Source organism: Clostridioides sp. ES-S-0048-02 (assembly GCF_020658495.1).
Classification (GTDB): Bacteria; Bacillota; Clostridia; order Peptostreptococcales; family Peptostreptococcaceae; genus Clostridioides.
In genome coordinates, this window is sequence record NZ_JACVWH010000003.1 from 249,551 (window position 1) to 263,918 (window position 14,368).

The 14,368-nt window shown below is 26.5% G+C and carries 14 protein-coding genes, 1 pseudogene, 1 riboswitch and 1 other annotated feature; of the genes and pseudogenes, 10 read left to right on the forward strand and 5 right to left on the reverse strand.

The window, feature by feature from the left end; genetic code table 11:
- Nucleotides 1-45 precede the first annotated feature (45 nt).
- The 3 genes from IC173_RS06285 to IC173_RS06295 all read left to right on the forward strand — a co-directional run bounded on the left by IC173_RS06285 (nt 46) and on the right by IC173_RS06295 (nt 2,637).
- Nucleotides 46-762, forward strand: a complete 717-nt coding sequence (locus IC173_RS06285; RefSeq protein ID WP_227435031.1) for a pseudouridine synthase — start codon at nt 46-48, stop codon at nt 760-762.
- 42 nt (nt 763-804) lie between these two features.
- Nucleotides 805-1,386, forward strand: coding sequence for a tRNA (mnm(5)s(2)U34)-methyltransferase (locus IC173_RS06290; protein ID WP_227435032.1), 582 nt, complete (start codon nt 805-807; stop codon nt 1,384-1,386).
- Between the two features lie 378 nt (nt 1,387-1,764).
- A complete protein-coding gene (locus IC173_RS06295; RefSeq protein WP_227435034.1) occupies nt 1,765-2,637 on the forward strand; it encodes a MurR/RpiR family transcriptional regulator in 873 nt (290 codons plus the stop codon).
- A gap of 185 nt (nt 2,638-2,822) precedes the next feature.
- Here the strand turns inward: IC173_RS06295 and IC173_RS06300 are convergent, their stop codons facing one another.
- On the reverse strand, nt 2,823-3,023 hold the full coding sequence (locus IC173_RS06300) for a cold-shock protein (RefSeq protein WP_021384215.1): 201 nt from the start codon (nt 3,021-3,023) through the stop codon (nt 2,823-2,825).
- A gap of 149 nt (nt 3,024-3,172) precedes the next feature.
- Nucleotides 3,173-3,269, reverse strand: a riboswitch (cyclic di-GMP riboswitch).
- Nucleotides 3,270-3,533: 264 nt separating this feature from the next.
- Between IC173_RS06300 and hcp the strand changes: the two are divergent.
- Nucleotides 3,534-5,192, forward strand: a pseudogene (hcp, locus tag IC173_RS06305) (hydroxylamine reductase).
- Between the two features lie 48 nt (nt 5,193-5,240).
- Here hcp and IC173_RS06310 read toward each other — a convergent pair.
- From IC173_RS06310 to IC173_RS06320, 3 genes are all read right to left on the reverse strand, one after another.
- Entirely contained in the window at nt 5,241-5,450 is a 210-nt protein-coding gene (locus IC173_RS06310) for a helix-turn-helix domain-containing protein (protein ID WP_227482598.1), read from the reverse strand.
- 10 nt (nt 5,451-5,460) lie between these two features.
- Nucleotides 5,461-5,928 (reverse strand): DUF2975 domain-containing protein, encoded by a 468-nt coding sequence (locus IC173_RS06315; protein ID WP_227855309.1) that lies wholly within the window; start codon nt 5,926-5,928, stop codon nt 5,461-5,463.
- A 290-nt stretch (nt 5,929-6,218) separates the two neighbouring features.
- Entirely contained in the window at nt 6,219-6,917 is a 699-nt protein-coding gene (locus IC173_RS06320; protein WP_227435042.1) for an alpha/beta hydrolase, read from the reverse strand.
- A 264-nt stretch (nt 6,918-7,181) separates the two neighbouring features.
- On the opposite strand from IC173_RS06320, the gene IC173_RS06325 reads away from it, so the two are divergent.
- Nucleotides 7,182-7,739: a TetR/AcrR family transcriptional regulator gene (locus IC173_RS06325; RefSeq protein WP_227435043.1), complete on the forward strand. Its 558-nt coding sequence runs from the start codon at nt 7,182-7,184 to the stop codon at nt 7,737-7,739.
- A 269-nt stretch (nt 7,740-8,008) separates the two neighbouring features.
- Here the strand turns inward: IC173_RS06325 and IC173_RS06330 are convergent, their stop codons facing one another.
- Nucleotides 8,009-8,488 carry a GNAT family N-acetyltransferase gene (locus tag IC173_RS06330; RefSeq protein ID WP_227435044.1) on the reverse strand — a complete coding sequence of 160 codons (480 nt, stop codon included), beginning with the start codon at nt 8,486-8,488 and terminating at the stop codon, nt 8,009-8,011.
- A gap of 307 nt (nt 8,489-8,795) precedes the next feature.
- On the opposite strand from IC173_RS06330, the gene IC173_RS06335 reads away from it, so the two are divergent.
- From IC173_RS06335 to argJ, 5 genes are all read left to right on the forward strand, one after another.
- Nucleotides 8,796-9,554, forward strand: coding sequence for an N-acetyltransferase (locus IC173_RS06335; protein WP_227830586.1), 759 nt, complete (start codon nt 8,796-8,798; stop codon nt 9,552-9,554).
- 639 nt (nt 9,555-10,193) lie between these two features.
- The gene (locus tag IC173_RS06340) at nt 10,194-10,595 is read left to right on the forward strand and encodes a hypothetical protein (RefSeq protein ID WP_227435051.1); all 402 of its coding nucleotides are present in this window, start codon (nt 10,194-10,196) and stop codon (nt 10,593-10,595) included.
- A 366-nt stretch (nt 10,596-10,961) separates the two neighbouring features.
- Entirely contained in the window at nt 10,962-11,516 is a 555-nt protein-coding gene (locus tag IC173_RS06345; RefSeq protein WP_255613319.1) for a GNAT family N-acetyltransferase, read from the forward strand.
- Between the two features lie 80 nt (nt 11,517-11,596).
- Nucleotides 11,597-11,810 (forward strand) — a binding site (T-box leader).
- A gap of 262 nt (nt 11,811-12,072) precedes the next feature.
- Entirely contained in the window at nt 12,073-13,107 is a 1,035-nt protein-coding gene (gene argC, locus IC173_RS06350; protein WP_227482604.1) for an N-acetyl-gamma-glutamyl-phosphate reductase, read from the forward strand.
- A gap of 41 nt (nt 13,108-13,148) precedes the next feature.
- Entirely contained in the window at nt 13,149-14,366 is a 1,218-nt protein-coding gene (gene argJ, locus IC173_RS06355) for a bifunctional glutamate N-acetyltransferase/amino-acid acetyltransferase ArgJ (RefSeq protein WP_227845743.1), read from the forward strand.
- The last annotated feature ends 2 nt before the right edge of the window (nt 14,367-14,368 follow it).

The window sequence follows — 14,368 nt, forward strand, 5'->3', positions numbered from 1 at the left end:
AAAAATATTAAATAACATATAATTTAAGATAAGAAAGGATTATGTATGAGAATTAATAAATATATAGCTTCTTGTGGAATTGCATCTAGAAGAAAAGCAGAAGAAATCATTCTTGAAGGAAGAATAAAGGTAAATGGAAATATAATAAAAGAGCTATCTTTTAATATTGATGAAGAAAAAGATATAGTAGAATTTGATAATAAAGCAGTAAAGCCAAGCGAAAATTATGTCTATATAGTATTGAATAAGCCAGAAGGTTATATAACTACTGTAAAAGATCAGTTTAATAGAGCAAGTGTAATAGATATATTAAAAGATGTAAAGGAAAGAGTATATCCAATAGGGAGGTTAGATTATGAAACAAGTGGGCTTTTGATACTTACTAATGATGGAGATTTAACATATAAACTTACTCATCCAAAACATGAAATTAATAAAACTTATGTGGCAAGTGTAAAAGGAATTATAAATAAGGATGAAATAAAAAATTTTGAAAAAGGACTAAAAATAGAAGATTATACAACAGCACCTGCTAAAATCAGAGTAACTAAGGAAAATAAAGAAAAGAATTATTCAGTATGCGAAATAACTATACATGAAGGAAGAAATAGACAAGTAAGAAAAATGTGTAAGGCTATAAATCATCCAGTTTTAAACTTAAGAAGAATTTCTGTAGGGAAAATAGTATTAAAAGATATAAAAGTTGGTGAATATAGATACTTAACAGAAGATGAAATAAAATATTTAAAATCAATAAAATAACATGAAAATGAAATGAAGTTAATAGTAGGGAGAAATAATATTATGGCATATGCAAAACATTTAACTAAAATTACAGATATAAATAAATTTTATTTAGAAAATATTATTAATAAAGGTGATGTAACAATAGATGCTACCATGGGAAATGGTTATGATACAAAGTATTTGGCTGAAAAGGTTGGAGAAAAAGGCTTTGTATATGCTTTTGATATACAAGAAGAAGCTCTAAAATCTACAAGAAAAAAATTAGAAAAAGAAGGATATATAGATAGAGTAAAATTAATACTTGATGGTCATGAAAATATCGATAAATATGTAAAAGAAGAAGTTTCATGTGTTTTATTTAATTTAGGATATCTTCCAAGAGCAAAACATCTAATTATAACTAAACCAGATACAACTTTAAAAGCTATAAAGTCTAGCTTAGAAATATTAAAAGAAAATGGAATAATAAGTATTGCTATATATACAGGACATGATGGAGGGCAAGAAGAAAAAGATAGTATATATAATTTTGTAAATAATTTAAATCAAGATGAATTTAATGTTTTAGAATCTAAATTTTTAAATCAAGTCAATAACCCACCACAATTGATTTTAATTGAAAAGAAAAAATCACAATAAACACTAAAAAAAACTTGACAAGATTCTATTAAGAGTTAATATATATATTGTAACCTTTTAAAAACACTTTAAATAATAAGTATATGATAATTTACTTTTGAAGTAAGTAATGTACTTAAATATGCAAAATAAAATATTTAACTTTTAAATGAGTAAAAATTGAAAATTTTAAAAGAAATATTGAATAAATCTTAAAAAATGCAAGGAAAGATGGTATAATAAATTTAATCGAAAATACTATGTGAAGTATAAGGTACAGAAAAGTTAGAATTTTATGAGTTTAAGAAGCTGAGATAAAAACTAAAATAATAAAATTTTTAGAAAAAATATTAGTAGTGATAAAAAGAAAATAGTTTATATAACTAAAAGGAGAAAAAAATGGAAGAAACAAATGAAATGAAAGATAGTAAACATTTGATATCAAATATACAATCTCAATACACGAGGTTAAGTAAGGGGCAAAAACTTATAGCACAATATATTTTGAATAATTATGATAAAGTTGCATTCATGACTGCATGCAAATTAGGTGAAACTGTAGGAGTGAGTGAATCTACTGTTGTAAGGTTTGCAAATGCTCTAGGCTATAGTGGGTATCCAAAATTACAAGCTGCACTTCAAGAACTCATAAAAAATAAATTAACTACAGTACAAAGAGTTGAAATGGCACATGATTATTCTGATGATTTTGCAATATTGAACAAAGTTTTAAAGAGTGATATAGATAATATAAGATCAACATTAGAAGAAATTGATGAAAAAGCATTTAAGGAAGCTTCTAATAAACTTTTAAAGGCAAGAAAAATATATATACTTGGTATGAGAAGTTCTTTTGTAGTAGCTCAATACCTAGGTTTTTACTTAGATATAATACTTGATAATGTCCATATAATTAGAATGGATATGGGAGATGCATTTGAACAGATTGTAAGAATAAACGAAGAAGATGTTATAGTTGCAATTAGTTTCCCACGTTATTCAAAAAAATCTTATCAAATTGTCAATTATGCTAAGGAAAAAGGAGCACATGTAATTTCATTAACAGATAGTTTATTTGCACCAGTAGCAGCACTTGCAGACAATACTCTTTTGGTTAAGAGTAATATGGCTTCATTTGTAGATTCACTAGTTCCAGCACTTAGTATTTCAAATGCTCTTGCAATCTCTGTTGGTATGAAAGAAAAAGAAGATATTAAACAGCACTTCGATGACTTAGAGCAAATCTGGAAGAGATATTCTGTATACGAGTAAAGTTTATATATTAATAAGTATGATTAATTATTAAAAATCTCAAATCCATCAGTTTTTGAGTAAAAATACTATAAAAAACTGACTGACATTTAACTGACAGTCAGTTTTTTTATTTAAATAAAATTTTGCTTAAATTATCAATAAAAAAAGACTCTCAAAAGAGTCTTTCCCGAAAAATCTATATATTATAATATAGTTATATTTTCTGCTTGAGGACCTCTAGCGCCTTTAACTATATCAAAGCTTACTTGTTGACCTTCTTCTAATGATTTAAATCCTGAAGTTTGTATAGCTGAGAAATGAGCAAATACATCATCTCCGCCTTCTATTGATATAAACCCAAATCCTTTTTCATTATTAAACCATTTCACTATTCCATTATTCATTAAAAATACTCCTATTAACCTATATCAAGATATACTTGATTTAATTGTGTATTACCACAAATATTATTATATCATAGATTAATAGGAATGTCTATTCAATTATATTTTTTAGTTAACATTTTTGGTTATTATTAGTCTTAAAAATATATTTTTAAGACTGTCTGACATAACTCATAATTTAATTTATAAGTCTTAGTCCCTATAGCTTTGCGTCACTAAATTTCTCTAGTTTTGCCGATTTAGTTTTATTCTACAACTACAATAATACATTAGAATGAGTTATTATTCAACATTCTTGTTTTAAAATCAAATAAATTTAAAAATAGTTTACTTAAATTTTTAAATCATATCTAAAATAATTTAGGAGTACCTTTAAATTTACTTACTTTCATTATAGAGAATACTTATCATAGTATGTACATTTGAAGATGCAATTTTAATTTACTATTTTTATAATATATAACATATATGGGTAAACTATGTAACAAGGTAAAGAGGAGGTATAAATATATGGAAAATTCAATGTTCTGTTATCAATGCGAGCAAACTGTTGGTGGAAAAGGATGTACAAAAATAGGGGTTTGTGGTAAAACTCCAGAAATAGCAGCACTTCAAGACTTATTAATCTATCAATTAAAAGGTATAAGTTGTTATGCTAAAGTTTTGTTAGATAATGGAGAAAAAATAGATAAAGATATAGTTTCTTTTGTAGAAAATAGTTTATTTACGACTTTAACAAATGTAAATTTTGATGGTGATGTACATGAAAATATGCTAAGAAAATCACAAGAAATAAAGCAGAGATTAAGAGAAAAAATTAAAGAACCTATTGTAAACAATGAGTATGCTGAATATAATTTAAGTGAAACAAGAAGTCAAATGATAGAAGATGCTAAAAGAGCTGGAATAATGTTTGATGAAAGTTTAAACCCTGATATACGTTCACTAAGAATGACAATACTTTATGGATTAAAAGGAATAAGTGCTTATGGGCATCAGGCTAGAGAGCTTGGATATTATAATAATCAGGTAGATGAATTTTATTTTAGAGCATTATCAGCAATTACAGATGATGATATTTCTTTAGAAAACTTAATAACATTAACTCTTAAGACGGGTGATATGAGTGTTGCTGTAATGCAAAAACTAGATGAAGCTAATACTACCATTTATAAAAATCCAGAACCTCATAAGGTAAATGTAAAAATAAAAAAAGGACCTTTTATAATAGTTTCAGGACATGATTTAAAAGATTTGGAAATGTTACTTAAACAAACAGAAGGAAAAGGGATAAATATATATACTCATGGAGAAATGATTCCTTGTCATGGATATCCAGAATTAAATAAATATACTCATTTAGTAGGGAACTTTGGAGGAGCATGGCAAGATCAACAGAAGGAATTTGATTCTATACCAGGATGTATACTGATGACAACAAATTGCTTAATGAAACCAAGAGATTCTTATAAAGATAGAATTTTTACAACTAGTGTCGTCGGATAGGATGGTGTAAAATATATAGGTAAAAGTGAAAATGGAGAAAAAGATTTTAGTGAAATAATAAATAAAGCACTAGAACTTGGTGGGTTTGAAGAAAGTGAAGAACCATATGAAATATTAGTAGGATTTGGACATAATGCTACATTAAGTAATGCACCAGCAATAGTAGATGCAGTTAAATCTGGAAATATAAGACATTTCTTCCTTATTGGAGGATGCGATGGAGCAAGACCTGGAAGAAACTATTATACTGAGTTTGCTAAACAAGTTCCTAAAGATTGTATAATTCTTACACTTGCATGTGGAAAGTATAGATTTAATAAATTAAACTTTGGTGAAGTAGCGGGGTTTCCTAGGTTGTTAGATGTTGGTCAATGTAATGATGCTTATTCAGCAGTAAGAATAGCCTTAGCTTTAGCTGATGCATTTGATACAGATGTGAATAGTCTTCCTCTCTCAATAATATTATCATGGTATGAGCAAAAAGCTGTGGCAGATTTATTAGCATTATTATCACTAGATATAAAAAATATTTATTTAGGGCCAAGTTTACCAGCCTTTATAAGTCCAAATGTACTACAATACTTAGTTGATACATTTAATTTAATACCTATTAGTACACCTGAAAAAGATTTGGCAACATGTCTAAATGTTCCACTAAAATAATAAAAGCTATAGGTGATAATCAAAAAGAGTGTTTTAGACACTCTTTTCTTAATCATCTTCTACATATTCAAGTATATCACCTGGTTGGCAGTCTAAAGCTTTACAAATTTCATTTAGAGTGGTGAATCTAACAGCTTTTGCTTTACCAGTCTTTAAAATTGATAAATTAGCATTTGTAATATCTATTTTTTCAGCCAAATCTTTAAGTGATATTTTTCTTTTTGCCATCATTACATCTAGATTAACTATAATTGCCATAATATCACCTCTATATCGTTAAATCGTTATCTTCTTTTATTTTTATAGCTTTATTAAATGTTTCAGCAATTACAAAACACATTAGTGAAAAGATAAAAGAGATGACCATAAGTGGTGAAATATTTCCACTATCATCTACAAATATTTTTATAGGACCAGCATTTACACTATAACCATTGATACATTCAATTATAGTATTTATCAATAAGCAATATCCCATTATTTTAAATCTCTTAACATTTTCAAGTATAAAAGGTGAGTATTTAGTGCTATTAATTATAAAAGTTAGGAATAAAATAACTATATAATAGTCAGAAAAATAAACAATTCTAACAATTGTAATAATCAATTTTTCAAAGCTAAAATTATACAAAGATATAGGTATCATACATAAGAATATTATACCTGTTGCAGCCATACTTACTAACATAATGTACAAAAACACTGTTAGAATATTTCTAAAAAATCTTGTACTCATAAATACCATCTCCTTAATATAGGTTATATTATTGATTATAATATATAAATTATTGCTTTTCAATAATAAATTATTGATTAAAATATAAAAACATTATTGTATATATAAATAAGAATATTAAGGTGATAAGTTTATATGAAAAAGAATATAGGTTATAAAATATTGAATAATATTATGCTAGTTGGAATAATTTTAACTTTATTATCGCTTATTTTAATGATATTAAGGTAAAGTGAATTGATAGAATAATTATTCTAATTTAGAGATAAATAGTAATAATGAAATTATCTTCACTCAAATAAAGTATTTGTCCATTTATTTAATACTTTTAATTGCTCTGGTGTATTAAACCAATGCTCCCCGTTTGCTATAACTGTTAAATTACAATTAAAATGGCGTGTAAATTTCTCTACCACACTTAGTTCTGTAAGTTCGTCATGTTTACCATATAGTATTCTTGTTGTAGTGTTCCATTTAGTAATAGGATGTTTTTTGACATATTGCAGATATTCCCATGAAAGTGTATGACCAAATGAAGTTGGAATAATTAGTTCATGTTTAAGTTGTTCTTCTGATACATTTGCCCAAAGCATCATATTAGAAATAAGTTGTTGCATATCGAGAATTGGAGATACAAAAACACACTCTTCCAGATTCTCATTTTCAAAACTTAACATACTAAACCATGCACCAATACTATTTGCATATAATGCAATTTGATTCCAATTAGATTTTGCATATTTCATTATAGCTAATAACTCTGGAACAACATTCCATGGGTCAAACGAAATGTTTTCTTCTTTACGTTCTCCATGTTTAGGTAAATCAATGCTTAAAACCTGCCATCCATGATTAACAGCGATATTAGCAAAAATTTCGGCTTCTTCTTTATAACCACATTGTCCGTGTATATAAATATACAATTTGTTTGAAGGATTTCCCCAAAGAATTGAAGGAATTCCATGAATTTGAAAATATTTCTTTTCCATAAAAATCTCCCTTCAGTTTAATATATAGTATCTATTGATATATCTATTAAACTATAAAATTATACTGTAATATTCTAATTTAATTATCTATAATACTAATTTAATTAGTTATAATACTAATATAGTTAGTATTATATTAAACTAAAATTAAATTGTCAACATTGCACTCAATATAAAGTTTTTTATAAGTCTTAATTGTTGACGAAGCTAATTAGATTAGTTAAACTAATAAAGTAATTAATTTTAGTTGAGAGAGGTATAATCATGCGTGTTAGTAGAGATATAGTAATACAGGTAGCATCTGATATAGCTGATAAAGATGGGCTTAACAAGCTTTCTTTAAAAGTTGTTGCAGAAAAACTAAGTATACGTACACCTTCTTTATATAATCATATAGAAAGCTTAGATGATTTGTTGAGAGAGGTTGCTCATAATGGTATGAGGAAAATGAATAAACAGATGGAGAAAGTTGCTATTGGTGATTCTGGAGATACAGCTATAAAGTCTGTAAGTATTGCATATTTTAATTTTATAATTGCTCATCCTGGGGTTTATGAAACAATTCAATGGGCTATTTGGCATGGGAACAAAGAAACATCAGAGATATTTGAAGAATATAAATCGCTATTAGAAAAACTTATTCTTTCTTGTAATTTAAGAACAAAGAATATAGATGAAGTATTAAATTTGTTGATGAGTGTGATTCATGGATATTCAACTTTGCAACTTGGAAAAGCTCTTTTAGATTCAGAAGAAGCCATAAAAAGTCTATCTGACACTGTTGATACTGTACTATTAGGTATTCATAAAAAGTATGACTAAATATATCGCTAAATATTAATGTAAATGATAGAATTAATAATCAACATTACATATATATCAATAAATTATAATATAGTTGATTTAATTAATAGATTGGATTAGAAAATAAGAAGTAAAAAAATAAATATTAATGTCTTTGCTAGAAGATTCTTTCAAAGTATATTACTTAAAACTTAAAGAAAAATAGTGTACTTTAAAAATTTAATCTAAAAGCAAATCAACTTTAAAAACTTTAAGTGGATTTGCTTTTGATATAGTTCTTTGTTAAATTAATTTGATATTGATAGTTTCATTGGAGTAAAACGTATACCATTGACAATCTGTTCAGCATTAGTATTTTTAAATCCTAATTTATGGTAAACTTCAACAGCATAAGGGGATGAATTTACAGTTACTTCAGTTAAATCATCTCTGTTTTCAGTACAATACTTTACACCTATAGCCATTAATTTTTTTGCAACACCACATTTGTGATAATTTTTATCTACAAATAACATACATATATGATTTAGGTCTCTGATAGCTAAAACCCCAATTAACTTTTCACAATCAAAACAGCCCCAAAAGAAAATAGATTTTTCTTTGACTTTTTCAATAATAGAGTTATATTCTATAAATTCATGGAATGACTTAATTCCTTCAGCACAATAATCTGGAGACTCAAATTCTTCAAATACATTCCAAATTAAATTTAATGCACTTCTAATATCAGGTTCTTTTAATTCTCTTATTAGGTACTTTTCACACATTATAAACAACACCTCTATTATTAAAAATTTTTCTTATAATTATATACCTTAAATATATTTATTTCAATATAAATTGTTTTATTAAATTTGAATTTAAAGGTGATTAATAAAACAATCCATATATAATATAGTTAGAACATAAAAATTTATTTAATTTTACATATAATTTAATAATAATGATAAATTTAAAATAATTTAATATAAAATGAAAATATATATGACATATAAGTGTCATATATATAATAGTACAATTAAAGATATAGTATATATATGAAAACTATTTTGTAAAGAGAGAAGGAGAGGTAATATGCAGATTATAGATATAAATTCAAACAATATTGATAATGAACATGTATGTTGTGCAATTACTGAAAAAAAGGGAGAAAACTGTGTTTCTTCTAAAAAATATTGGATGAAAAGTAATTTTGACAAAGGTCTTGTATTTAAAAGATTAGATGAAAGAGGTAAAGTTTTTATAGAATATATACCAGCAGAAAATGCATGGTGCCCTATTACTGCAGATAATTATATGTATATTAATTGTTTCTGGGTATCTGGAAAATTTAAAGGACAAGGATACTCTAATTTATTACTACAAAAATGCATTGATGATGCAAAGTCAAAAGGAAAATATGGGTTAGTTGTACTTTCATCTGAAAAAAAGCTACCATTTTTATCTGATTCTAAGTATTTAAAATATAAAGGATTTTATCTGGCAGATACATCAGAACCAAGTTATGAGTTATTGTATTTTCCATTTACTGATAATGCACCTATTCCATGCTTTAAAGATTGTGTAAAACAAAGTAAATCAAAGGAGAATGGGATAGTTTTATATTACAGTAATCAGTGTCCACATACTGCAAAATATGCTCCTATTTTAAAAAAAATTGCGAATGCTAGAGGTGTTGAAGCAAATCTTATAAAATTTGAAACAGCAAAAGAAGCACAAAATGCTCCTGCACCATTTACTACATATAGTCTTTTTTTCAATGGAGAATTTATAACTAATGAGATACTTTCTGAGAAAAAAATTGAAAAATTTTTAGATAGTAAAGGTTTTTAAAACTTAATTAAAATAAGATATAAATTTAAATCTTCTAGTTTTTGTGCAATTTTTAGGTGTTTGTTTGGACATAAATGAGAATATACATTCCATGTTGTTTCAATTTTTTCATGTCATAAATGTTCTGCTATTGCTAGTATATTTATTCACTAGTCAAATTATAATATTTTACAGAATAACTAAACATTGCAACAAGATGGTTGTGTATTGTTTTTAGATATGTTTGACTGTAATTAACTTTTAATAATTAGTTTTGTCACTTTCTTACATGGGAAGGAATAATTTCATTTATTTAAAAATTTCAAAAGAAAGGAAGTAATTTTAAATCTATTGTAAGCTTTTCATTAATAGTAGTATCCTTTGCTGTTGTTTGAGTTCTTCTATATTTATTCTCCATATACTTATATTAACATTATATGTGTATGTATCAATGTTTTTTATATACTATTTGTGCTATCCATTCAACCTAAAGGAGTGTGATTTTAACACTAAATTGTAAAAGCTTCATATAAATCCTATGATATATTTAAGATATTTTTATAATAATTATAAATTTATATTAATAAACAACTGTAAAGGTGAACTTGCTTATAGTATAATAAATTAATATATTATGCAAAGAGTTAAGGAGAGATACTTATGCAGACTTTAGATGTATACATGAAAAAATTATGTCCACAATATCTAATAAAACATAGTGAAATCGTTGATGAAGTAACTGTTGATGTACGTACATCGATAGAATATGGTAGTATAGCCAAATTAGAACATAATATCTCTGTTATTAATGAAAAAGAATATGACTTCCTGCACAGGAATAAACCCATCGCAGGAATTGTTGTCTTATATGGTTTAATAAAAAATCGTAAAAAAATAAAAGATAGGCTTCTATCTATTAGCGATAACAATAGTAAAAAGATAATAATTGTTTGCTCTAGAGGTAGGCTTCGTAGTCCAATTGTTTGGATGTATTCTAGATATTTAAAAATAGATTCTAAAGTATTAATAAATGGAATACACTCTCTAAAAAATAATTCTTAAACTTATAAAAATATAGATCATTCTCGATATTATGCAACTAATTATCACATATATAGTATCAAGCTAGAATGTATATATATTTACACAAATCTATATGTATTCTCACTTGTTGTTCAACTGTGTTGAATTAATAATGATACTTTTATCAGTTAATTTCCATCAATTTTATTTTCAATAATTACAATTGTAAAATTGAGGATGTTGTAGAAATAAAAAAAGATATTGAGTAGTAAAATTTATGATACTAATATACTTTATAGCCTGTTAGAAAATATAGAACTAATAGAACTAATAAATGAAATTTCATGTGATAGATGAGCTTTTATCAGATTAAAAAGAAAATCAGCAGAAAGACTATTGTTGTGTATGATTAAGAATTCTTTGATAACAATTTTAGTCTTTCTCTTAAAAGGAGAAAAAATGATATTAAAAACAGAAAGATTAACTCTAATTCCACTATCACTTCGTCAACTTGAACTTTGGACTTCCAATAATTCAGAATTAGAAAAGGAATTAGAATTCATTTATTGTGCAGAACCAATGACTGGTTTTTTTTATGATATTGTAAAAGGACAATTAAATATTGCTAAAAAAGATGAAAAAAATATATTGTTTTATACATTTTGGTTTATTATGTTAAATGAAAACCGTACAATTATAGGATTAGCCGATTTTAAAGATGTGCCAAATTCTTATGGTGAAATTGAGATTGGTTATGGATTAGGTGAGGATTATAAAAAACAAGGATATATGACAGAAGCTATTAAAAAGATATGTAGCTGGGGATTAAGTCAACCAAATGTTTCTTCTGTGATAGCTGAAACTGATGCTTACAATACAGATTCACAAAATGTTTTATTAAGATGTGGTTTTAAGTTATATCGTAACTCGGATACAAAATGGTGGAAATTAACAACCTAGAAAAAATTTCCAAAAATTTATAAATAATATTGACAAACTACTAAAAATAAATTATTATATAAAACAACAAGAAAAGAAATTGAAATCCTATGAAAAAGAAAGTAGCATAAAAGGATTTGATAGAGAGCTAGGGATGGTGGAAGCCTAGTAATGAATTTTATTGTGAATAGAGCTTTGGAGGAAGTTACCAGAATTAGTAGTATGGTAATTGGTGAGTCTCGCCTTAAGAGATTAGAGTGGGTAAGATTATCTTATCAATTAGAGTGGTAACGCGGGTGTATATTCGTCTCTTGGTCTTTGACCAAGAGGCTTTTTTAATTTTAAATATACATTTGCAAATACTTTTTAATTCATAAGAATTATTATAATTGTAATTTTACCAATAAGAGTGGTACCGCGGAAATTCGCCTCTTAGCATTATAATGCTAAGGGGCTTTTTATTGTTAGTTAGATAGTTTTAAAGTTATATATTATCAAATGATTATTAAATAATAATATTAATTTAAAAAAATAATTCGAAATATTTTTAAAATAATTATAAAGCGGAGGAAATAAAATGAGCAAAATAAAAGCTGGAATTATTGGAGCAACTGGATATGTTGGTGTAGAATTACTAAGATTACTAATAAATCATGAAGGAGTAGAAGTTACAGCTATAGGTTCAAATTCATACATTGGCAAAAACATAGTTGATATATACCCAAGTATAGGTTATGAAAACAGTATGACATGTATAGAAAACGAAAAAGTAATTGATATGTGTGATGTTGTATTTACTGCTCTTCCACATGGTGTAAGTGAAAAGTTTGCAATAAAAGCAATTGAATCTAAAAAGAAAGTCATAGATTTAGGTGCTGATTTCAGAATAAAAGATGAAAAAATATATAGTAAATGGTATGGAGTATCTTTTATAGATACAATTTTACACAAAAAAGCTGTATATGGATTAAGTGAGATATATCAAGAAGATATAAAAAGTGCTGATATAGTTGCAAATCCAGGATGTTATCCTACTAGTATTTCTTTACCATTGATGCCATTATTAAGTTCTAAATTAATAAAAAATAATAATATAATAATTGACTCTAAATCAGGTCTTACAGGAGCTGGTAGAGAGTTATCAACAAGTAGTCATTTTACAGAAGTTAATGAGAATATAACTGCATATAAAATAGGAAAACATAGACATACTCCAGAAATAGAACAAAATCTAAGTGAAGCGTATAAAGAAGATGTAGATGTAGTTTTTACACCAAATCTAATTCCAGTAAATAGAGGGATACTATCAACTATATACTGCATAAAAGAAGATAATGTATCTATAGGTGATATACATAAAAAATTAACTGATTATTATGAATATAAAGAATTTGTAGAAATACTCCCATTAGATAAGATAACCTCTTTAAAAAATGTTGTATATTCAAATAAATGTGTAATATCAGTACATGAAAATAAAGATACATTAATAATCTGTTCAACTATAGACAACATGATTAAAGGGGCAGCAGGGCAAGCCGTACAAAATATGAATATAATGTTTGGAATTGAGGAGACTACAGGCTTAAAGCATATTGCACCAGCATTTTAGGAATAGAAAAATACTAAACTCATATAATTAGGAGGATAAAAATGGAGATTATAAAAGGTGGAGTTACAGTTCCAGAAGGGTTTGTTGCTTCAGGAATTCACTGTGGCTTAAGAAAAAATAAAGAAAAGAGGGACTTAGCTTTAGTTTATTCAGATATTTTATGTGATGCAGCAGCAGTAGTTACTCAAAATAAAGTTAAAGGAAATCCAGTTTATGTAACACAGGAGCATATTAAAAATGGAAAAGCACAAGCGATTATAGTCAATAGTGCTAATGCTAACACATTTAATGGAAAAGAAGGTCTTATAAACGCATATAAAATGGCTAAATTTACTAGTGAAAAATTAAATATTAAAGAAGATGATGTTTTGGTTGCATCTACTGGTGTTATAGGAAAACCACTAAATATAGATTTAATAGAAAAAAATATGGATGAGTTAGTAAGTAATCTCAGTAAACAAGGTCATATTGGAGCAAGAGAAGCGATTATGACAACTGACATTATAAAGAAAGAAATAGCAGTAGCAATAATGTATGGAGATAAAAAAATAACTATTGGAGGTATGGCAAAAGGTTCAGGAATGATACATCCTAATATGGCAACAACATTGGGATTTATAACGACAGATGCAAATATCGATAGCGTTCTCTTAAAAGAAGCTCTAAAAAGTGCAGTTGATAAAAGTTTTAATAGAGTTAGTGTAGATGGAGATACAAGTACTAATGATATGGTAATGATTTTGGCAAATGGAAAAGCGAAAAATGAGAGAATGGATAAAAAAGATGAACATTATCAAGTATTTTTAAGTGCGCTTACATATGTTTGTATAGAACTTGCTAAACTTGTTGCTAAAGATGGAGAAGGATGTACAAAATTAATTGAATGCTATATAAATGGAGCACTAAGTGAAGAACATGCAGTAAAGTTAGCAAAAACAGTTATATCTTCTTCCTTGGTAAAGACAGCTGTATTTGGAGCTGATGCAAATTGGGGAAGAATATTGTGTGCTTTAGGATATGCGGGTGAAGAAATAGATATGGAAAAAGTAGATATTATTTTTGAAAGCATGAAAGGATATATAGAAGTATGTAAACAGGGAAATGGGTTGGATTTTAATGAAGAAAAAGCGAAAAAAATTCTTGAAGATGATGAAATAAGTATATTAGTAGATTTGAACATGGGAAATGCTAGAGGAAATGCATGGGGATGTGATTTAAGTTATGATTATGTAAGAATAAATGGAAGTTATAGAAACTAGGA